Source organism: Nocardia altamirensis NBRC 108246, from assembly GCF_001612685.1.
GTDB classification, from domain to species: Bacteria; Actinomycetota; Actinomycetes; order Mycobacteriales; family Mycobacteriaceae; genus Nocardia; species Nocardia altamirensis.
In genome coordinates this window covers 9,866-31,880 of the sequence record NZ_BDAY01000018.1, presented here as the reverse complement: position 1 = coordinate 31,880, position 22,015 = coordinate 9,866, and the positions used below count along the sequence as shown (strand labels likewise).

General features: G+C 65.5%; 12 protein-coding genes. 5 read left to right on the top strand and 7 right to left on the bottom strand.

Going from position 1 to position 22,015, the window contains the following annotated elements:
* Nucleotides 1-161 precede the first annotated feature (161 nt).
* The 3 genes from secY to map are packed head-to-tail and all read left to right on the top strand — an operon-like array spanning nt 162 to nt 2,859.
* A complete protein-coding gene (secY, locus tag NA11_RS12060; protein WP_069161941.1) occupies nt 162-1,490 on the top strand; it encodes a preprotein translocase subunit SecY in 1,329 nt (442 codons plus the stop codon).
* The gene (locus NA11_RS12055) at nt 1,487-2,032 is read left to right on the top strand and encodes an adenylate kinase (RefSeq protein ID WP_069161940.1); all 546 of its coding nucleotides are present in this window, start codon (nt 1,487-1,489) and stop codon (nt 2,030-2,032) included. Before secY ends, NA11_RS12055 begins: the two co-directional genes overlap by 4 nt.
* 29 nt (nt 2,033-2,061) lie before the next feature.
* Nucleotides 2,062-2,859 (top strand): type I methionyl aminopeptidase, encoded by a 798-nt coding sequence (map, locus tag NA11_RS12050; protein ID WP_069161939.1) that lies wholly within the window; start codon nt 2,062-2,064, stop codon nt 2,857-2,859.
* 547 nt (nt 2,860-3,406) lie between these two features.
* Here map and NA11_RS12045 read toward each other — a convergent pair.
* From NA11_RS12045 to NA11_RS12030, 4 genes are all read right to left on the bottom strand, one after another.
* On the bottom strand, nt 3,407-4,201 hold the full coding sequence (locus tag NA11_RS12045) for a class I SAM-dependent methyltransferase (RefSeq protein WP_069161938.1): 795 nt from the start codon (nt 4,199-4,201) through the stop codon (nt 3,407-3,409).
* Between the two features lie 40 nt (nt 4,202-4,241).
* Complete coding sequence (locus NA11_RS12040; RefSeq protein ID WP_069161937.1) at nt 4,242-4,670, bottom strand: DUF4254 domain-containing protein; 429 nt, start codon at nt 4,668-4,670, stop codon at nt 4,242-4,244.
* A complete protein-coding gene (locus NA11_RS12035) occupies nt 4,667-5,125 on the bottom strand; it encodes a DNA-directed RNA polymerase subunit beta (protein WP_069161936.1) in 459 nt (152 codons plus the stop codon). Before NA11_RS12035 ends, NA11_RS12040 begins: the two co-directional genes overlap by 4 nt.
* 203 nt (nt 5,126-5,328) lie before the next feature.
* Nucleotides 5,329-6,855 carry a hypothetical protein gene (locus tag NA11_RS12030; protein WP_245745838.1) on the bottom strand — a complete coding sequence of 509 codons (1,527 nt, stop codon included), beginning with the start codon at nt 6,853-6,855 and terminating at the stop codon, nt 5,329-5,331.
* Between the two features lie 228 nt (nt 6,856-7,083).
* On the opposite strand from NA11_RS12030, the gene NA11_RS12025 reads away from it, so the two are divergent.
* Together NA11_RS12025 and NA11_RS12020 are read left to right on the top strand one after the other, a co-directional pair.
* On the top strand, nt 7,084-9,363 hold the full coding sequence (locus NA11_RS12025) for a WXG100-like domain-containing protein (protein WP_141717539.1): 2,280 nt from the start codon (nt 7,084-7,086) through the stop codon (nt 9,361-9,363).
* A 53-nt stretch (nt 9,364-9,416) separates the two neighbouring features.
* Nucleotides 9,417-9,740, top strand: coding sequence for a hypothetical protein (locus tag NA11_RS12020; RefSeq protein WP_069161933.1), 324 nt, complete (start codon nt 9,417-9,419; stop codon nt 9,738-9,740).
* A gap of 90 nt (nt 9,741-9,830) precedes the next feature.
* On the opposite strand, the gene NA11_RS12015 is transcribed toward NA11_RS12020, so the two are convergent.
* The 3 genes from NA11_RS12015 to NA11_RS12005 all read right to left on the bottom strand — a co-directional run bounded on the left by NA11_RS12015 (nt 9,831) and on the right by NA11_RS12005 (nt 22,008).
* Entirely contained in the window at nt 9,831-10,145 is a 315-nt protein-coding gene (locus NA11_RS12015; protein ID WP_069161932.1) for a hypothetical protein, read from the bottom strand.
* Nucleotides 10,146-10,238: 93 nt separating this feature from the next.
* Complete coding sequence (locus NA11_RS12010; protein ID WP_069161931.1) at nt 10,239-11,021, bottom strand: hypothetical protein; 783 nt, start codon at nt 11,019-11,021, stop codon at nt 10,239-10,241.
* Nucleotides 11,022-11,067: 46 nt separating this feature from the next.
* Entirely contained in the window at nt 11,068-22,008 is a 10,941-nt protein-coding gene (locus NA11_RS12005; protein ID WP_069161930.1) for a C2 family cysteine protease, read from the bottom strand.
* Nucleotides 22,009-22,015 lie beyond the last annotated feature (7 nt).

The following is a 22,015-nucleotide window of genomic DNA, read 5'->3' as shown; positions in this document are numbered from 1 at the left end:
TGGCACCGGATGAGTGAAGGCTCGTCCGGTGCCACTGTTAGAGTTCCATTGTTGTCTGCCAAGCCTCGTCATGGTTTTCAGCGTCCCCCTGTGCCGAATCAGGGAAACTGGACATTGCTGAAATATCCATGTCCTGACCATGTCGTTCGCCAGGAGGATCTGTGCTTTCCGCCTTCGTATCGGCCTTCCGGACTCCGGACTTACGGCGGAAGATTCTCTTCACGCTGGGGTTGATCGCGCTGTACCGTCTGGGTGCCGCGCTGCCGTCCCCCGGTGTCGATTACCAGGCCGTCCAGGACTGCATCAAAGAGGTGTCCGGCGGTGAGTCCGGCGGCATCTATCAGCTGATCAACCTGTTCTCAGGTGGTGCGCTGCTGCAGCTCTCGGTGTTCGCGATCGGCATCATGCCGTACATCACGGCGAGCATCATCATCCAGCTGCTGACTGTCGTCATCCCGCGGTTCGAGGAACTGCGCAAGGAAGGCCAATCCGGCCAGACCAAGATGACGCAGTACACCAGGTATCTGTCGATCGCTCTGGCGATCCTGCAGGCCACCGGTCTGGTCGCGCTGGCTTCGCGCGGTCAGCTGCTGCAGGGCTGCAAGAACCAGGACAAGATCCTCGCCGACAACGGCATCTTCGCGATGATCATCATCGTGCTGGTGATGACCGCCGGTGCGGCCCTTGTCATGTGGTTCGGTGAGCAGATCACCGAGCGTGGTGTCGGCAACGGTATGTCGCTGCTGATCTTCGCCGGTATCGCCGCGCGTATCCCGACCGAGGGCAAGTCCATCCTGGACAGCCGCGGCGGCATCGTGTTCGGCCTGGTATGTGTCGCGGCCTTCGCGATCATCGTCGCCGTCGTCTTCGTCGAGCAGGGCCAGCGCCGCATCCCGGTGCAGTACGCCAAACGCGTGGTCGGCCGGAAGATGTACGGCGGCTCTTCGACCTACCTGCCGCTGAAGGTCAACCAGGCCGGTGTCATCCCGGTGATCTTCGCGTCCTCGCTGCTGTACCTGCCGAACCTGATCTCGCAGCTCACCTCCTCGCGGACCAATCCGGATCAGAGTTGGTGGCAGGAGATCATTTCGAAGTACCTGGTGAACCCGGGCAACCCGGTCTACATCGCGATCTACTTCGGCATGATCGTCTTCTTCACCTACTTCTACGTCGCGATCACCTTCAACCCGGAGGAACGCGCGGACGAGATGAAGAAGTTCGGTGGCTTCATTCCGGGCTACCGCCCCGGCAAGCCCACCGCCGATTACCTGAACTATGTCCTGAGCCGCATCACCCTCCCCGGCTCGATCTACCTCGGTCTCGTAGCTGTCCTGCCGAATCTGTTCCTCGACATCGGCGCTTCCGGTGGTGGCCAGAACCTCCCGTTCGGTGGCACCGCGGTGCTCATCATGGTGAGCGTCGGCCTCGACACGGTGAAGCAGATCGAAAGTCAGCTGATGAATCGTAATTACGAAGGGTTCCTCAAGTGAGAGTTGTACTGCTCGGTCCGCCGGGTGCAGGCAAGGGCACCCAGGCTGTGCTGCTGTCGGAGAAGCTTGGCGTCCCGCACATCTCCACCGGGGATCTCTTTCGTGCGAACATCAGCCAGCAGACGCTGCTCGGCCGCGAAGCGCAGAAGTACATGGACGCAGGCGATCTCGTGCCGAGCGATGTCACCAACCGCATGGTCGAGGCCAGGGTGGCCGAGCCCGATGCCGTGAACGGTTTTGTCCTGGACGGTTACCCGCGCACGGTCGATCAGGCCGACGCGTTGGAGCGGATCCTCAAGGACATGGACACCAAGCTCGACGCGGTGTTGTGTTTTGTGGTGGCCGAGGACACGGTGGTCGAGCGGATGCTCGCCCGTGGCCGCGACGATGACAACGAAGGCGTGATCCGTAACCGGCTCCGGGTGTACCGCGAGGAGACCGAGCCGCTGCTGGATCACTACGACGGCCTTGTCGTCTCGGTGGACGGTATCGGCGAGGTCGACGAGGTCAACGCGCGCGCACTGCGCGCGCTGGGCCACTGATGCCCCACTTGACGGAGCGCTGAGGCCGAATGGTCTTCAATCGGAAGAAGAAGGTCGTGCCGTTCCGCACGGCGGGCGAGCTCGACGCGATGGCGGCGGCGGGCGCGATTGTCGGTCGCGCCCTTGTCGCGGTGCGCGCGGCCGCCAAGCCTGGCGTGTCGACGCTCGAGCTCGACGAGGTCGCCGAGCAGGTCATTCGGGATGCGGGCGCGGTGCCGTCCTTCAAGGGCTACCACGGTTTTCCGGGTTCGATCTGTGCGTCGGTGAATGATCGTGTGGTGCACGGTATTCCGACCGCCGCCGAGATCTTGACCGAAGGCGACCTCGTTTCCATCGACTGTGGCGCCATTCTCGAAGGCTGGCACGGTGATTCGGCGTGGACGTTCGGCGTCGGCAACATCATCGACGCGGACCGGTTGCTGAGCGAGGCCACCAAACTGTCGATGGAGGCGGGTATCGCGGCCATGCTGCCCGGTAATCGGCTCTCCGACGTCTCGCACGCCATCGAGCTCGGCACGCGGGCGGCGGAGAAGGAACACGGTCGCGCCTACGGCATCGTCGACGGTTACGGCGGCCACGCCATCGGCCGCGAGATGCACCTCGATCCGTTCCTCGCCAACGAGGGCGACCCGGGCAAGGGCCCGAAGCTCGTGGTGGGATCGGTCCTCGCGATCGAGCCGATGCTGACGCTCGGCACCACTCAGACACAGGTGCTCGAGGACGACTGGACGGTCGTCACCATCGACGGAACCCGCGCCGCCCACTGGGAGCACACGGTCGCCGTCACCGAGGACAGACCCCGCATCCTCACTCTGCGCCCGGAGTAGTCGCCCGCGCAGGCGATTCCACCCATTCCATGCGACGATTGGCATGGAATACCTTCGTGTCCAACACCTTTGGTTGGAGCGTCGACGTGCGTGGGACGTTCCCGTCTTCCTGCGGACGACGCACTGATCGGAAGGCGCCGTTGCCTGGAAGGTGTAGCGGCACAACGTTGTCCGCGACACTGTGGTCCCGCGACGCGCGTGACGAGGAGTCGATACGCACCGACGCCTGCGAAGTGTCCCTCCGCTGGACGATCTCGCCTCGGTGATTCTCCGGCACGGTTATGCCGGTGTGAACCATGGACGATACCCAGCTGCATCGCTGGATCGGTGTCGTCGTTCCTTGCGCCCGCTGCGCCTGACCGTGACATTTGCTGACTCTGTGATCAGCGTATGTCCGGGCGGGAGCAGCGGGCGCGAGTAGGCAACTACTCGAATCCGCTTGGCGCACCACGCGGTTCGTGACCGAGGTGCCCTCGGCTCGATATCGGGGTGTGCCGGGAAAAGCGGCGCTGGCGTGCGAGTTCGATGGCGGACAGGTACCCGCGGATCAGCCCGTGCGCAGTCGGGTGCGTAGCACCAAAGTCACCAGGGGCAGGTCGAATTCACCCTCTGCGGTCTCCGGCCTGCTGCGCAGATACTCGGTGATGCGCCTGAGCACCTCGGCCCGCTGTTGCTCGGACACCACCAGCGTGTGCGAGTGCGTGCCGATGGTCGCCGCCAACGACTCGGCGGTACGCCGCTGCACGTGCGGGAACTCGGACCGCTCGAAGGCCTCGAACAACGGATGGGCGGGCAGCCGCGCCTCGCCGGGTTCCGGCGGCGGCGTCGACGCCACCGAGCGGGCGACCTCGGCCAGTCCGGCGACCCAGTCGACCCGCATGTCGTCGGTGTTCCACAGTGCGGCGAAGCGCCCGCCGCGCCGCAGTACCCGCGCGAACTCGGGGAAGGCGCGATCCTGGTCGAACCAGTGGAAGGCCTGCCCGGCCACGATCGCGTCCACCGATCCGTCCGCCAGCGGAATCGCTTCCGCCGCACCCTCGTACGCGCGCACGCCGGGCAGTCGTCGCATCAACTCGATGCGCATCCCGTCGTCGGGTTCCACCGCGATCACGGTGGCGCCTGCGGCGAGCAGCCCCTCTGTGAGCTTTCCGGTGCCCGCGCCGAGGTCGAGTACCACCGGCGCGGGCGCGGCCGGGAGAATGGATTCCAGCGCCCATTGGATGGCCGCCATCGGATAGTCCGGTCTGTGCTCGGCGTAGGCGGTCGCATGAGCGCCGAAGGAGCTGGCCCGCCGGGCACGTAGGGCACGTTTATCCGCATCTCGATTCGTCGTATTGCCCACACGCCCACCCTAGATCCGAGCTACCGCCCCGCGTGCGAAATTACGATGCGCCGGGGAGTCGGCGTACGCCTGCACACACCTCCGCAGCCAAATCGTCGTAGCCGACGGCCAGTTCCGCGAGGCGCTGCCACGCATCCCACAGGTCCCACTCCGAGTTGCTCGCCAATGCCGCGTAGGCATTGGCGGTGAACTGCGCGAGGCGGTCGATCACCGCGCCGACGGTTTCGGTGTGCACATGCGCGGCACCGTGCGCGGGCGGCAACTGGACGGTGATCCAGCGGTCGATGTCGCGCACCAGACTCGCACGCAGAGCGTCGATCTCGTCGAGCTCCTCGCGCCGGGCGCACAGTCTGCGCTCGTGCAGAGTGGTCAGCTCGTGCGCGCACCGCAGCAGCGGATTGCCCACCGGATGCTCACCTCGGCATGCCTGCAGCACTTGATGTTTCGCGGGCAGTTGACTCGTCGTCATCGCAGCCCTGCGTTGCGGCACACCCGCACGGTGTCCACGATGGCAACGCCGGAGGGGCGAAAGGTGTTCTGCGGCGGAATGATCCACTCGCGCAGGCCCGCGTGCACGTCGGCAGGGGACGGCAAGGCGATCTCCCCGCCGATCGGCACGATCGATACGTTGAGCCGGAACAGCTCGGCGAAGAGCCGGACATCGTCGGGTAGGTCGGGGCGGATCAAGTAGGTCCAACGCTTCGATCGGACGTGAGAGATGATCGGGCCCAATGGATTTCGGTGGTGTATCAAATCGTCGTGGACCTGCTGACCCAGCGGCGCGGGCATGGTGATCGCGCCGACGAATCCGGCGCGGACGATGATCCGGCCGATCGCCGGATGGAATCCGGCGGGGAGGTCGCAGGTGTGGCGGTAATAGGCGCATCGGGCGGCTGGGGTTTCCGCCAACGCCACTTGGTCCATGGGGAGCCTCGACTAGCATCGTGTGTCTGGTGAAGCCGCCCGAACCGATAGTCTCGGGTGCTCAGCGTGACCCACGACACCGTTCGAACGCGATCTCAGTAGAGCACCCGGTGGACCGGCGGCGCCGGTTGCGTTCAATTAGTTCTCGAGAAGTTTGTTTCAGTGCCGGTTAACAGAAGGCGAGGTAACCGGCGGGCGCTGCGCTACGGCGTGGTGCGGAAGAACAGCGCGCGGTCGCCGTGCTCGGCGAGCGGGGTGGTCGCGCAAATCTGTCGCAAGCCGTTGGACGGCAGATAGGTCAGATTCGCGAACACCTGTGTGTTGCCGAACGCGGAGCGCAGCTTCGACTCGGGTACGCGGTCCGCGTTCAGGTCGGCAAGCATCTTGAAGTCCAAAGGTGCCAGCGGTTTGTCCAGAGGCGCCTGCCCGGCGGGCCTGCCGAGCGCGGCGTACTGGGTCGCCGCGCCGTGCTCGTACCAGCACAGCTCGTAGGCGATGTGCTCGGTCACTGTGATCGCGGCCACCGGCCAGTCCTGGGACAGCCGCCGCGCCAGCGGATGCTTGCCGACCGGCGTCAGCTCCCAGTTCAGGCTCATCACCGTGACCCAGCCGCCGTACGGCTGATCGATCAGGACGACGTCATCGCTGAGCGTTTCCGCGGTATTCACCTCGGCCTCGACGATCTTCCAATGTTCTTCGTGCGTACCGAGATAACTGACCCGATCCAGCGGGTAGGCGTCGTCGGTGGCGTAGGCGCCGATGATCGCGGCGCGGATCTGCGCGACCGCGTCAGGGGTCGGACAGTAGACGCTCAGTGCGCCGAAGCTGGTGCCGATCTGCACCGGCATCGACGGCGGATCGGGTTCCTGGCCGGGCAGAAGGGGACGCAGGCCGACGAGGGCCAGCTTCCAGTTGAGCTCCTCGACGGTCGACAGGTCGCCGGAGGACTTGAACAGGATCTGCTGCTGGGTCAGCCGCCCTGCCTGCTCCAGGGTGCGGCATCCGAGCTCGGCGAGCGCCTTGTACGACTTAGGCGTGAGATCGAGGTCTTGAATCCCGCACGCGCGCAGTCGGATCGACATCCCCGTCGAGGTGAACGCGGAATACCGCTCGCGATACATCGAGAGGGCCTGCTTGCGCGACCGGCCGACCATGAGCGTGCGCAGTAACGTGCTCAAGCTCGCGAGGTATTTGCCGGAAAGCTCCGGATTCGCCGCGGCCAGCTTGCTGCGAATGCGGGCCGCTTCCTCGGTCGCCGCGACCGCAGCGTCCTGATCGAGGCGGCCGAGCCAGACGCCGCACTTGGACAGGCCGTCCGCGCAGAGCCCGGCGACCTCCGGATGTATCTGCGCCACTTGGCGATAGGCGTCGCAGGCGCGGCGGACGGTGGTGGTGGCGAGTTCCCTGCGGCCGCTGTGCCGTGCCGCGAGCTCGACCGAGCGAAGCACCTCGTTCAGCTCGCCGGCCAGTTTGGCGTCGAGCACCACCGCGCCGGTGGCGAGCAGGCGCAGCCGGATGCCGACCGCCTCCTCGGCAGGGGCCAGCCCCTCCCTGGTGCGATCCCGGACCGACCCGTTGGTCTTGGTGGCGATGAAGGCCTTCGCGAGCTCACCGAGCGAGGTGGCGAGCCGAAGGTCCGCGGCAACCGATCGATCGAGCGCCGCATACCGATCGGCGGCGACCTGACGCTCCGCCGCGTCCAGATCCATCGAGACCCTCGTTTCAGGCATGTTCCTCCGCCGACGCGCGGTGCCCGCACACCGCTTTTCTTGGCTCCGAGTCTGTCACGGTTGCCGAGGCGGCGCATCTGTTGATTCGCCCAACCTGTGGATCGATGGGGGAGCGGGCGCGCCGGACGGTCGGCGCTCGGCACTGATCATTTGATGACCAGATGATGACAGCCTCTGGTGTGCAATTATTCTGCGCGACACCGGGTGTTCACCCTAGGTCTGCGCCGAATGCGTGATCGGGATTGGTGGTGCCAGCGTGGGTGTGAAGACATCGCCGTGGTGTGCGCCGGTGGCGCGATGAGCCTGTATCTGCCCGAGGAACTGCGCTGGCTCGGCTGGATCGCAGGCGCGGCATGGCCGGATGGCGACGAAGACAAGATGTTCGAGCTGGCGCGAGCCTGGGAGCGCGCGAGCACCAAGGTGCGGCCACTGACGGATCAGGTGCTGGTGGCGCGCCGAGCCGCCGAGCGCTCCTGGGAAGGCGAGGGCGGTCGGGCGCTCGCCGCGGCCTATGACGCACTCCTGCATGGCGATCAGTCGCTGGAGCGGCTTGCCGAACATCTGCAGCAGGTGTCGAAAGCGGTCTTCAACACCGGAACCGAACTGGAAGCGACCAAGCTGACGATCATCGTCTCGCTGCTCGCGCTTGCTGTCGAAATCGCTTGGGCGTGGATGTTTCCGCCGACTGCGCCTGCGGCCGAGGCGGCTGCTGTCGCCGTGACGCGAAGCTTTCTGCGGAAGTTGGAGGATGAACTAGCGAAGAAGGTCGTCGCGCTCGCCAGCCAACTCGCCCAGAAGGTGGGTGTGCGAACCAGCCTGGTCAAGAACCTCGGCCTCTACGCGATGAAAATCCCGGAGAGCATGTTGATTTCGGGCGGCCTCGATCTCATCGTGCAAGCCACCCAAATGGGCAGGGGGACTCGCCGAGAGTTCAACTGGAAGCAGTCGCTCAGCTCCATGGCCGCCTCCGGCTTGGGGACCTACCCCGGTATCAAGTCCGCGCGCCACGTCGGTCGAGGTTTCGACCGGCTGGCCGGAAAGACCTTCACACCGAAGGTCGGTGACAGTGCTCGCTGGGCAACGGTCAAGCCGATGGCTGGCGACATGCTGAAAGGCACTGCCAGCGGTGTTGTTTCGGGTGCCGTCGGTACCTTCTTCGGGAACCTTGTCCTTCTGCAGCCCTTCGGCGCCAGCGCGATGACCTCGGCGGAAAGCTGGGTCGGTGGCATGGCGCGCGGCGGGATGGTCGGTGCGGCGCGTGGTGGGTTCGGGGTGAAGATGGCGCCGGCCGACGGGAAGCTCGGTCCATTCTCTCGCGTGTTCGACCCGAGCATGACGCCGGTGCGTGACGGTGCGGTGCCGCAGACGTCGCGTGATACGCACGAACTGCAGCCGATGGGCAGTTCGGCGACATCGTCGGATGCCACATCACTGCCGACGCAAGGTCCACGGCCGGACAGCCCTCAGGTGCCGACATCTGTTGGGACCGTGGCACATTCAAGCGCCGATGCGCCGCGCGCGAGTGATGCGAGCGTGCGTGATTCGTCACCGACACCAGCCAGTCGCGCGGCGGCGGAACCGTCGGTCACCGGTGGATCCGATGCCACGCCGGCCCCAATGCACAGCTCGCAGGGTGGGCCGAATGCGAATCCGCATGTAACCGGGGCAGATTCACGCCCCGCGACGTCATCCAGTTCTGCCAGTTCGCCGGATGCGGGCCGGGCTGCCGCGCAAGCAACTGGAGGGAGGGGAGGTTCGACGCCGACTGGGACGACGACACCGACTGGGACGACGACGCCGACTGGGACGACGACGCCGACTGGGACGACGACGCCGACCGGGACGACGACGCCGACCGGGACGACGACGCCCACTGGGACAACGACATCCGGGACAACGACACACGCCGGGACGTCTCCCGCAGGGGCGCGAGCCGTCGAGGGCGGCCCGCAATCGTCGGTCGCGGCCGACACCAACGTGCAACCGGTTAACGCGGGGCCGCCGGCGACGGCGCAGACCCCGCACTCGCCGGTCGCGGAATCTCCGTCCCACGCCGCACCGCCTGCGCGCGATGAGACGGCCCGACCGGTCGACCATGGTCATGGTGACAGCCCGGATTCGGCGCCGCGCAATCCAGCACACAGCAACCCGAGCGGCCTCACGTCGTCCGATGGACCGGAGCAGACAAGTACTCGTCCGCCATCACTGAGCGAAGACACGCATCCTGTTCCGGTGCCCCCGCCGGTTTCGGACGGGACTCCACCGCAGGCTCCGGTGCGCACTGTCCTGCCGGACGGCAAGGCGCAGGTCGTTCGCACGGACGGCTCGGTGTGGGTGATCGACTACGACGGCACCGCGCACAAGATCACCCCAGGCGGCGAGAACGAGACGAAGTCGACAACGCTGGCGGGCGGTGAGCTGAAAGGAAAGACACGGCCCAAGAAATGGCCGGACGATGTGCCGATGCCTGAACCGTATCGCTGGTCCGGCAAGCCAGGCGCCGGGTAGCCGCTACCGGTCGACTCGGTACTCCGGCAGGCGAAGAGTAGGAGAAACAGACGATGGCATCCAGTATTTACGTCAACCCGGAAGGGCTACGAACCCAGGTTGTGCCGATCACCAAGGAGATGCGTGACTCGGTGCGAGGGATTCTGCAGGAACTGTGCGGTGCGCTCGATGCCGCCGGACAGCCTTGGGGCACCGACAAATTCGGCAAGGAGTTCGCCGAGGGCGAGCACGGATACCTGCGCGTGGCGGCGACGCTCCGGGGCACCGTGGACGATCTGTCCAAGGCGCTCAGCGACTTCACCTTCGGAATCACAAAGGCCGCCTACATGATGGATGGACAGGACACCGGCTCAGCCATCGGCTTCGGGGCAAAATGACTCGAGCATCGCCTCGGTCGTGTCGTAAACCAGTTGCGGTGTCGGGTAATTCCGGCGCCGCAGACACCGGCGCTGCGGCGCTGGTGTCTGCTATGTGAACGATTTGGTGTTGGTCTGCTCCGAGGACGTGAGGGCCTTTACCGCCTTGCCCATCTCCGTCGCTTGTTCGGACATCCGCTTCGTATTGGTGTCCAGCGAGCCGATTTGGGCGTCGCGGCCCGCGAGGTAGCCCTTCGGGCCGTCGGCGAAATCGTGGCCCGCTTTGTCGTCGCCCCAACACACCCCGCGGCTTTCCATGGCGGAGCGCAAGCGGTTCGTGATGGACTCCGTCCTCTTGGCGCATGCCTCGAAACCGGCTGCGCCCGTGCGGAACCCATCGACGTCGAACCTGACGATCTTTCCCATGGTCTTCTCTCCTAGCTGGTGGATCGGATGGTGAACACGTCGCTGATCGGGTCGTCGTCCTCGTCGACTTCCGAATGGCCGGTATTTCCGGACTCAGTGTTGCGCGCGGTCGCGCAGGGTTGCCAGGTCCGGTGCGGTGCGCAGTTCGGCGTTCGAGTCGACCGAGCCTGCGAGCGAATCGGGCGGGTAGGTCCTGACCTGACGCAACGCCTCCGTTGCAGGCAGGCCCGCACCGTAGGCGTCGCCGAGGCGCATGCGCCACAATCCCGCGGCCACCCTGCCGCCATCGCCTGCCGCGGCCGCGGGCAGGTAGTCCGCCGCGTCGCCGGTGCTCGCCGCCCACAGGTAGCCGAGCGTCGCGTCGCCCTTGACGACCGGCAGAAACTGGACTGGCGTATCGGTTTCCGTGGCGTATGTCGGCGGCGGCGGCGCGCTGACCAACGGGCCCCAGCCTTGGGCACGATCGGCAGGCGTGCCGTCGGGGAACATGCCGTCCTGGACCATGGGACCAGGGCCGAGCGGCGGGCCGTCCGGGTTCAGGTCGTTCCAGATCGCCGCCAAACTCGGTGCCGCGGTCGGCGTGGCATCGGCGGCGATCCCGCCGTACTCGGGTTCCTCGGGTTGGCCGATCCAGCGTTCGATTGCGGCGGCCGGGGCCAGCCCCTCGTCCGAGGCCTCGGACAGCCTGCGCTCCCAGGCGAACAGGCAGGTGAGGTTGTCGCCCGCGACCGAAAGCCTGCGCTCGAAGCCCGCGGCGTTGCCTGACTGTGAGGCCCACAGATAGCCGATCAGCGTGCCGCCCTGGGTGACCGGGAGATAGACGACCGGCAAGCGGGTCCACTTGTCGTAGTTGCCGGATAAAGAGCTGGTACTCATCGGGCTGGATTCTTTCATCTGGGATCGACCGGCGCTGGTTGGTCGGCTACGGGTGGGTCGCTGGCGTGGCTGGCGGTACGTAGACCACCGGGGTGTTGAGTTCGACTCGTCCTCGGATCAAGTACTGCACACCGGCGTAGCGGGGGTCCTGCGGATTCTGGATCACCTCGGTGACGAGGTAGCGGGTGCCGCGCGGCAGGATCAGTTCGCGCTGGTCGGGGTACGCGCTGCGGACTCCCATCCAGAGGCCGCTGGCTCCCGGCGGCAGCTCGAGTTCCATCCGGATGGCGCCGTCGAAGTGGGCCGGTGGTGTGGCGCCGAGGCTGGTCGACATGTAGCCGGGCTCGATTTGGACGGTGCCGAGCAGGGTGCGTGGGTCGCCGGTGCCGAGAACCGCGCCGTTGACGCGCAGGAACGACACGTCACGCATGCCACGGACGACTTCCACCGGCTCGGGAAGGTGGTGGGCCACCGCTTGGTCGAGCCACGTTACGTGAGCGTTCATGTTGTCGACGGTGACCGGGCCGCCGATCCAGTTGGACACGGTCCAATGTGTTTCCGCGGTGGTCCTGACCTCCGCGAGTCGCCGGTCCGGTGCCGGGTCTCGGAGGATATCGACAATGGCCTGGTCCTGTTCCGGAGTCAAGGTGCGTCGACCGTTGGCGGCCTCGGTGTAGGCCTGATACAGGCTGTAGTGTGTCGGCTCGCTGTTGTCCACTGTGAACAGGGTGTCGTATCGCGCCCGTTCGTTGCTCAGGTTGGTCACCCAGTGCCCGAGGTCGCCGGTGCGCAACGGGTAGTTGACCCAGGAGTTCACGGTATAGCGGTGTGCCTCACCGAATTCCGCTGGAGGCAGGCTGTCTCGGATCGGGCCGAGAGTGTGCTCGCCATAGGCTTCGCCTTGGTCGTTGGACGGGAAGCGAACGACTTCGCTGAACAGATGCGGTAATCCCAGATCATCCGTGGTGTCGAACAGTGTGTCGACATCCGTCCTCGGTTCGTCGAAAAGCCCACGGAGCACTTCGTTTTCGGGTCCGTCGAACAGTGTGTGGACGTCTGTTCTCGGTTCGTGGAAGAGTCTGCCGAGTACTTCGTTTTCGAGTCCGTCCAGGGGTGGGTCGGTGCGGGTTGTCGGTTCGTCGAAAAGCCTGCGGAATACTTCGTTTTCGGGCCCGTCGAACAGCGTGTCGACGTCCGCCCGAGGTCCGTCGATGGCCTCGCCGAGCATTCGGTTCTCGGGTCCGTCGGGCAATCCGTTTCTGGTGGCGCCGCCGGTGAGCGATGCGGTGGGGTTGGTATCGGTTGTGAGTAGTGGGTGGTTGGGGCCGATGGTGGCTGGGGTGTTGTCGGGGTTGGTGGCGAGGTGGTAGTGGCCGCCGTTGGCGTTTTCGCGGTAGAGGATGGTGAAGGGTTGGTCGGGTGTTTGTCCGTGGGCTAGGCGGGTGATGTGGCCGTCGGGGTGGAGGATGAGGAGGTTGAGTTGGAGGACTTGGGCGGCGACGGGTAGGAGGAAGTTTCCTGCGTGGTGCCGGTATTCCCCCTGGTTGAGCAGGCTTTCGATTTGTCTGGTGTATTCGGTGTCGACGTGGTGGGGGTTGTTCCATTGGCCGGGTTGTTCGATGTCGAGTCGGCGTTGGAATTCGGTGAGGAAGTGTCGGCGGTTGAGGTGGAGTTCGTCGGCGAGGCGGGCGCGGAGGTCGGTGTGGCCGTCGGTGCCCATGCCCATACTTTCGGAGAGGGCGTGGAAGAGGCAGTCGCCTTCGCCTGGCATGGATTTCCACTGGCCTACCGGCGGACGAATACCATCGAGCTGATCGACGAACGGACCGGTCGATGCGAGCTCGTCGACCGCGGCAGGCGTGGGAACCGTTGTAGACGCGCCGTTTTCGGCGATCAGGCCGGGGTGCGCCGTGGTATTTGGGCCGAGCCAGGCGCCGATCAGGTGGCGGGTTCCGTTCACGTGCACAGCGACGAGCCGGAGGGCAGATCCGCCGTGAAACTTGATCTCGTCGGGGTCGTCGCTGGAGCGCAGGAAGCTGTTCCCGCTGACGTAGTCGAGCCCGGGGTGGTCGCCGAGCCAGGTGCCTTCGGGTACGTCGCGACCGGTGACGCCATCGCGGACGACGAACTCGAGGGTGACAGCGGTGTGGTCTGCCACGTAGTTCTCGGCGGACTCACGGATGCGATGGGTGTAGAACCCGCTGCCGAGAGCGCCACCGCCCCAAGCATTTTGTACGGTTCGGATACCGGTCGTGGCGATATTGCGCGCTGCGTCGGCGCTGGTCGCGTGGTACACGATGCTGCCTGAGGCCAGCTGGTGCTGTTGCCAACTGCCGACGTCCAGGTTCGGGCCGGAGGTCGGCTCGATACCCAGATCGGTGAGATCGGTGGCGGCTCGTGCCGGATCGGTGGCGCCGCCCGCGAGGTCGGGCAGTGACGCCGTCGCCGGTCGCAGGGTGTCCGGTGCGGCGGTGGGGACGACCCGGCCCTTGATGAGGTACTGCACACCGTCATAGCGTTCGCCCGCAGGGGTTTTGACGACATCGGTGATGAGATACCTGGTCCCGCGCGGCAGGATCAGTTCCCGCTCTTTCGGATACGCGCTGCGTGGACCCATCCAGAGGGCGGTGGATTTGTCCGGAACCTCGAGCTCGAGGCGGATGGCGCCGTGGAAGCCGGTGGGCGGGGTGGCGCCCAGGCTGGTCGACATGTAGCCGGTCTCGATCTGGACCGTACCCTTCAGCAGCATGGGGTCGCCCGCACCGAGCAGCCCGTCGCCGAGGCGCATGTACTTCGCGCTGGTCACGCCGCGGACGACGACCACCGGCTCTGGCAGGCTGCGCGAGAGCGCGCGGTCGAGGGCATCCCGATGTTCGGTGAGATTCGCCGCGGTCGGCGGCCGGTCGTTGAGCCAGCGGGTGAGCTGTTCGTGCTTATCGGAGTTCTTCTTGGCCTGGTCGATTCGGCGGTCCGGGTTGCCGTCCTCGAACATCACCCTGATCGAGTCCTGCTGCGCGTCGGTCAGCGCTGGCCGCAGTCCTGAGATCGCTTCCTCTCTGATGGCGAAAAGCTTTGCCGCCGAGGGCTCGTCGGTCAGACTCAACAGCGTCGTGTAGTGGCGGTGGTCGTCGGTGATGTCCTTGACCCACTGGTGGATGTCGCCGGTGCGCAGGGGATGATTGATCCACGAGTCCACGGTGTAGCGGTGGGCCTCGTCGAAGTCGCGCGCGGGCACGCTGTCGCGGATCGGGCCGAGTACCTTTTCGCCGTATTGGTCGCCTGCGTCGTTGGTGTCGAAGTGCAGGGCAACGGGTTCCAAGGCGAGATGCGTTCCCGCGGGTTCGTTGACGTTGGCGATGGTCGACTCATGAACTGCGGCTGGGTTCGGGTCGGTGTGGTCGATGACGGTGTGCTCGGCATCGGAATGCGGTGTGGCGGGATGCGGCGCGTTGGGATGCGCGGACCCTGACGTCGTTGGTGAGGCGTTGGTGTGGCCTGCGGCAGCAGAGGGCGGGTTCGGTCCGTACAAGCCGTGCGCCCCGGCGCCATGCATGCTGATGTACTGGAACTTCGGCAGATGCGTCAGATCGACTGCGACCAATCCCCTGCGGGTCTCTACGGTTGGGTCCGGGCCGATCTCACTCTGAGTGCCGTCCTCGGAATAGGTGCCGTCTGGATCTCGCCGGGATGTGTCCCCGTTCGGCTCGATCCAGGTTTTCGTGCCGTCCGGGTCTTCGCGGAACCGCTGACCGTCGGGGAATGTCGTGTGCTGTGTGCCATCACTGTCCTTGCGGTACCGTGTGCCGTCCGCCTTCGCCCAATAGGTGGATCCTTCTGGGTACGTTCGATATTCGATGCCTGGGATGGGTGGCGGGTATTCTCCATTGTCATTCCAGGGGTTTTCCAGAAGTACCCGGCTCGGCCGTCCGTTGGCGTCATGCTCGATGCCGACGACTGAATAGGCGTGACCGCCGACCAAACCTGGGACTATGCGGGTGTTTTCGCGGCCGTCGCCGAATTGGTGGGTGGAAAGCGATACTGTGGTACCGCGGTTCAATGCGTACTGGATACGGTCGGCGATCGACTCGGCAAGTACAGTGAAGTCGCCCATGTTTCGGTTATCGCTGTCGCCGGTGAGCGCGGTGTGCACGAATTCCTCGACACGGTCCTTTTCAGCGGACCACCGATCGCCGAACTGCTTGTCGAGATAGCTTCGAAGGCCCTCGGGCGTAGCAAGATCCTTGGTACTGAGGAAAATATCGTACTCACGGTCGACGGTATCGTCATCGTTTGGATACAACTGCTCCAGTTTGTCCCAGGTGTCGTCGCGAAGTTTGTCCCTGCTGAGGATCCAGTCGTCATAGGACGCGACGAACTGGCGGGAGAATTCGAGATCGCCGCCGATCTGTTGGTGCAGGGTATCGACGTCGAACCTCATCGGATGCAGGAATTTGCCGTCGTCGATCGTGCGTACCGGCTGCGGGAATCCGCCGCCCGGGCTCCGGTAGAAACCCTTGCCGAGCTGCCCAGCTGTTTCGCCGGCAAAGCCACCGTCGATGCCGTGGAATCCCAGCCCGTTGCCGAAGTGCTGCGCGTAGGCCTTCTCGATCATCGCGGGCCACAGCGGATCACCGGGTGCGTGTCCCGCGAACCATCCGTGCTCGTTGTCCGGGTCGACGTAGATTCGCTTTTCTACCCGAACCCATTCTGGTCGTGGCGGTTCGCCCGGTGTTTCTTCGGTGAAGAATCGGACGCTGACGGTGCCGTCACCGTGGTCGTGGATGATCTCGGCGATCGAGTCGGGGTTGTGGGCGGCGAGGTTCTTCAGATCGGCGAGGAGATAGCAGTCGCCGCTTTCGCCTTGCCGCACGTCCTCTGGCTTCGGACCCTGTGCACCGAACAGCGGATCGTTGTGCCGCACGGCGACGATCGGCATGCCGAGCACATCATCAGCGTCATCGATGAGATGCCACGCGGATTCCTTCGGGTTCTTGATCCACTTCAGCGTTCCTGTCTCGGGTGTCGCGATGTAGGTTGCGTCGTTCGGCAGGTGCACGACCGCGTTCGTGTTCTGGTCGATGAATCGGGTTCCGCCGCCGGGTACCCGCCAACTGAGGAATCCCGAGGGGCCCCCGGCGTCGGGCTGGAAAGTGAAGTCGTGCAGTAGTTCCGCCGGCAGCAACGCCTGCTGCCCGTTCGGCAGATCCACATCGTAGAAGTGCTGTGCGCCTTCGTACTTCGACTCGGCGGGCATCGTGGCGTCGTTCGGTAGGCGGACGGACCAGCCGTCTGCGTCGATCAGCGTGAGCTTGTCACCGGTCAGGTCAACAGCAACGAAAGGGAGATTCTCCTCCCGGTCTGTGGGCGCGAGGTTGTGCCAGAGCTCCGCGTCCGACAGGGTCGGCGGTAGTAGTCCCTCCTCGGAGAAGGTCGTTCGTTGTGGATCGGTAGTGCCGGTCTGTTCCGATCCCAACTTCGCGAGCAGGTCCGCGCCGAAGTAGGTTTCGCCGAGTTCGGGGTACGTCGGTCCGGTGGGCTGGGCGGGGTTCTCCTGGCCGTCGCCGGGTCTGCTCTGCGATCCGTCGCCGGGGTGTGTCGTTGGGGCGCTGTGGGTTTCGCTCGTCGACGACGCGTGGATGTAGCCTGCGGCGATCTGTGAGCCAGCGGGGGCCAGGCCCGGTCCGTACAGGCCGTGCGCCCCGGCGCCGTGCATGCTGAACCACTGGAACTTCGGCAGATGCTTCAGATCGACGGCGACTATTCCACGACGGGTGGGCGCGGTCGGGTCCGTTCGATATTCGATGCCTTGGATGGGTTGCGGGGGGCGTTGTCCATTGTGATTCCAGGGGTTTTCCAGAAGCACCCGGATCGGTCGTCCGTTGGCATCACGTTCGATGCCGACGACCGAATAGGCATGAGTGCCGACCAAACCTGGGACTATTGTGGTGTTTTCGCGGCCGTCCCCGAATTGGTGCGTGCTGAGCGACACGGTGGTGCCGCGGTCCAGTGCGTATTGGATGCGGTCGGCGATCGACTCGGCCAGGACGGTGAAGCCGCTCATGTGCCGATTCTGGCTGTCGCCGATGAGGGCGGTGAGCATGAATTCCCTGAGACGGTTCGTTTCAGCGGGCCACCGACTACCGAACCGTTCGTCGAGGTAGCCACGAAAGCCTTCCGGCGTATGGAGATCCTCGGTGCTCAGGAATGCCATGAACTCGCTTGTGGCGGTAGATACATCGTTCGGATGCAACTGATTCAGTTCCCGCCAGGTGTCAGCGCGCAGCTCGTCCCTGCGGAGGACCCAGTCGTCACGGGATGCTACGAACTGGCGGGAGAATTCGACATCGCCGCCGATCTGTTCGTACAGGGTATCGACGTCGAAACTCATCGGATGCAGGAATTCGGTGTCGTCGATCGCGCGTACCGGCTGCTGGAATCCGTCGCCAGAGCCCTGGTAGAAACTCTTGCCGAGCTTCCCGGCAGTGGCACCGGGCAGACCACCGTTGATGCCGTGGAATCCCAGGCCCTTGCCGAAGTGCAGCGCGTAGGCCTTCTCGATCATCGCGGGCCACAGTGGACCACCGGGTTCGTGTCCCGCGAACTTGGCGCGTCCGGTGACCGGATCGACGTAGATCTGCTTTTCCACCCGAACCCATACCGGCCGCGGCGGCCGGCCCGGTGCTTCCTCGGTGGAGAACCGGACACTCACGGTGCCGTCGCCGTGGTCGTGGATGATCTCGGTGATCGAGTCCGGGTTGTGGGTGGCGAGGTTCTTCAGGTCGGCGAGGAGATAGCAGTCGCCGGAAGTGCCCTGGCGCACGTCTTCCGGCTTCGGCCCCTTGGCGCCGAACAATGGATCGTCGTGCCGCATGGCGGTGGCCGGCATGGGCAGCATGCCAGCACGGTCGTCGATGAGATGCCACGAGGTTGTCCCTGGGTGCTTGATCCACTTCCGCGTTCCCGTTTCGGGTATCGCGACATACGTGGCGTCGTTCGGCAGGTGCACAAGCGTGTTCGTGTTTGCATCGATGAATCGAGTTGCGCCGCCGGGTACCTGCCAACCGAGGACTCCGGGGTACCCCACGGCGCCGGGCTGGAATGTGAAGCCGTGCAGAAGTTGCGCAGGCAGCCGCACCCACTGCCCGCCCGGTCCGGAGGTCGGCAGATGGATATCGTAGAAGTGTTGTGTGCCTTGGTAATTCGGGATGGCGTAGATCCAGGCGTGGTTGAGCAGGTGTACGGACCGGCCGTGTGCGTCGATCAGCGTGAGCAGGTCACCCTGCGGGCGAACAGCAACAGGAGGGTGGTGGAGTGCCGCCCGGTCCGCGGGTGCGAGGTTGGGCAAGAGCTCCGCATCCCGGAGGGTCGGTGGTCGAAGTCCGTCCTCGGAGAACGATGTTCGTTGCGGATCGGTAGTGCCGGTCGGTTCCGCTCCGAGCTTCGCGAGCAGGTCCGCGCCGAAGTAGGTTTCGCCGAATTCGGGGTCGGTCGGACCGGTGGGCTGGGTGATCTGTTGGGGGCGGGGACGTGTTGCATCGAAGATCGGCACCGCGTCGCGGCGTCCGAGTTTGCTGGTATCCGGTTCCTGGCCCGCAGCGATCTTGGCGAAGGAGTCCAGCGACGCCGTTGGCTGCTTGCTGTCGGCGTCGTGGAAGTCGTAGTAGCGTGCGTGCGGCCCTAACGGGTTGGCGGAATGCCAGCCCGACGGGTACCCGGTGTGCAGGCGCGCGGCGCCGAACCCCTGGGTGGAAGGGTCGATACCAAGGCCTGCGAGGGGGATCAGGTTGCGGAAGCCCTGCCTGCCGGTGCCGAGTTGGGTGAACACATCCCATGCCGAAGACACCACGTAGACCTTGTTGTCGCGGAGGCCGAAGTCGCTCGCATACCTCTGCGGGCCCGTGCCGGGCGAGCCGAGCAGCGTGATGGCGCCGACTTCGTGTCGAAGGCGACCGCCCTCGCCCGCGTAGGAAGTGACGGTGCTGCCGTAGCTGTGGGCGAACAGATAATTCTTGTGCTCCGCCGGAGTGCCTGCCCCCCTGGCATTTCCGCGAACCGCATTGAAGGTGGCGATGTCGCGGGCGAGTAGTTCACCACCCTTCTTGGCCAGTCCCGATGTGGCGATATCGTGCAGGCTGCCGAAGATCTTGCCCATCTTGGGCAGTTGCGGGTGTTCATAACCGAGCCAGACCACCGACGCCGCAGACTGGCCAGATTCGAGATGCCGGACGGTCTGCAGGTAATGGTTGGCCGCCTGGCCGAGTTTCCTGCCGAGTTTGAGCACGTTGTTGCCGACGCCGCCGACATGCCAGGACACCGAGTGCGCGGTGTCGACATCGCCGATGCTGATCACAGCCCGGCCAAGTCCATTGAAAGCTGTTGCGTCGTAATGTAGTACGTGGACCTTCGGCGGGGTACCCGACTCCTTGGTCACCATGCTCCGCGCAATCTCATCGAACTCCGTCAGGCGTTGCGCGGTGTCCTCGAGGTTGCGTAACTGCTGCTTCTCGAGGCCGGTGAGCCGGTCCTTGGCACGTAGCTCATCGAGTTGACGGGAGATCACCAAACGGTTCGCGCGGTCCCGGTCGGTTGCCGGGATCCCTTGGCTGTCGCCGACGGCCCGTGACAGCTGCTCGATGAGCGCATTCTGCTGCTGTGCCGACAACTTCTTCCACTCGTTCGCGACCGTGACCGCCTGCCGCTTCGAGGCGGAGATCGTCTGTGCGGGTGGGCCTTCCAGCAGCGGGCGCCAGTGTTCGACGAGTGCGGTGATGTCCGCGTCGGTCAGCGGGAGGTGCGCTGTCGGAGGGAACGACGTCGGGTCGTTGTGTGTCGCGGTGGTTTCGTGGGTAGTGCCCGGCGCCTCGGTGTGCACCGGATTCAGGGAAGCCGAGCTTGGCTGGAGGTTCGTGTGTGGTCGCGGGAAACTACCGTCGCCCACCGTATGCGAGGGCGGAATGGGATCTGTCGTGGTCAGTGCGAAGGGGACGTCGGAGTCGCCAGGTGTTGAGGGAACGGGTTTGTGGAGGTCGGGCGGCGTTGGGGGGAGGGGTTTGTTGAGGTGGGCGGGTGTTGTGGGGAGCCGTGACGGGCTGCGCACCGGCTGCGTGGTGCGGTCGCCGGTGCGGCCGTGCAGCACGGCGGCGTTGTCCGGTGTTGGCATCGAACGATCCGGTGCGCGGCTGGATCCCGCGAGTTCGCCGGATGGAGCGACCTTGCGGGTCGATCCGTCGTTGGGTGGTGTTGTGGTCCGAGCTGGTGGATCGGGTGTCGCATGACCCGCCCCCGGTAGGCCGGGGCGGGTTTCGCCAGGTGGGGACGCCGAGTGCGGGACAGGTCCGGTTGACGGTGAATTGCCTTGGACCACCGATCGTTCGGTGTCGGACCGGATCGGTGTCGGTGCCTCGGTCGTCGACCTTGCCGTGAGCGGGGCGGTGCGGTCGCCGGGGGTGTGCACGTCGGCACCGATGCCCGCGCGCGTTGGTGTCGTGCCGGACCTAGCTGGCTCGCCAGGCAGACCCGTCCGCGGTCCGGTCGTCGACGGTGCGGGTGTTCTGGTTTCGGGCGTGGTGCCGGCCGGACGGGCGCCGGTCCCGGTGTCGGACGCAAGGCTTGTTTGGCGGGTTCCGGTGTCGGACAAGGCTGTTTGGCGGGCTGGGGGCCCTGTGTCAGCGCTGGCAGGCCTGGCGTCGTGGGCGGTAGGTGTGATCGGCCTGCCGGTATCGATGCTGTGTGTCGCGGGGGCGGTGGTCGTCGTGGTGGTGTGGTGCGCCGACACCGGAGTAGTCGTCGCCGAACCGGAAGGCACTGTGCTGTGCGGGCTTTGGTTGCCCGAGTTCGGGTGGCTCGACGATCCATCGCCGAGCGGCGTTGGAGGGGTGGCCGCGCGGTGCTCGCCGGCGGGCGATGTCGGCGTGCTCGACGCAGGGTTCGGCCTCGCACCGGCGGGCGGAGTGGTATCCGAACCTGGTGCGGTCATGACGGATTGGTGCGACAGCGGCGGTGCTTCGTGGGACGGTGGTGGCTCTCGCAAAGCGAGGGATAGCGGGATCGGGGGATTGCCGTTCAGCCCACGAGTAGCGCTGCGGAATTCGGTGACACCGGAGACCGAACCGGAGAGGGCGCCGCCGATCGCGCCGCCGAGCATGCGTGGATCGAACTGCCATTCGCCGGTGAGGATCCCGCCCGCGACGAAGCCGCCGCCGACGCCAGCCAGGCCTGCGGGGACCGCGGCGGCCGCCGCGCGTAATCCAGCGCCCCACATGCTCTTCTGTGGGCCCGCCCACTTGTTGATGAGCGTGCCTGCCCGGTGGGCGACGGGGAACGCAACGGCCGAACCCGCCGCTGAGGTGGCCGCGGCGATGCCGACCTGTTTCCAGTCGATGTTGTCGCGGCGGCCGCGACCGACCTGATACGCCTGGATCCCTAGTTCCTGTCCGAGGCCGATGGCGGTCTCGACGACGACCGTGATCCCGAGTTTCTTCATGAACGATTGGCCGACGAATCTGGTACCTAGCCGCAGGATCGCGTCGAGCATCCGCTGGAAGATGGTGCGGGTAGCGATCTGTGCCGCCGTCTGGATCGCGGGGACCGCGGCCGAACCGAAGAGAGTGCTCAGCGCCCAAGCGATTTCGGCGGCGGTGATGGCCAGGGTGGTGATGATCTGCAGCTTCGAGTACTCGATCTGGGTGCCGCAGTTCCTGACGTAGTCCCCGAGGTCGGCGAGACCCTTAGCGAGCGATTCGATGGAAGTATCGCCCTTGAAGTAGGTGTCGAAGTCCGCGCGCATCGCGTCGGCGCCGTCGCCGTCGTAGGACAGCAGGGTGATGTCGGCGGCCTTCTTCAGGTCGGGGATGATCGCGCGCAGTTCACTGCTGGCGCGCTTCCAGTCGTCGCCGAGGCCGAAGAGCTGATCCTCGTCGCCTTTCGGCCACTCCGAACCCGCCAGGTAGCTGACCCACTCCAGCCACGGCGGCATGGTGATAGTCATCGGTGCG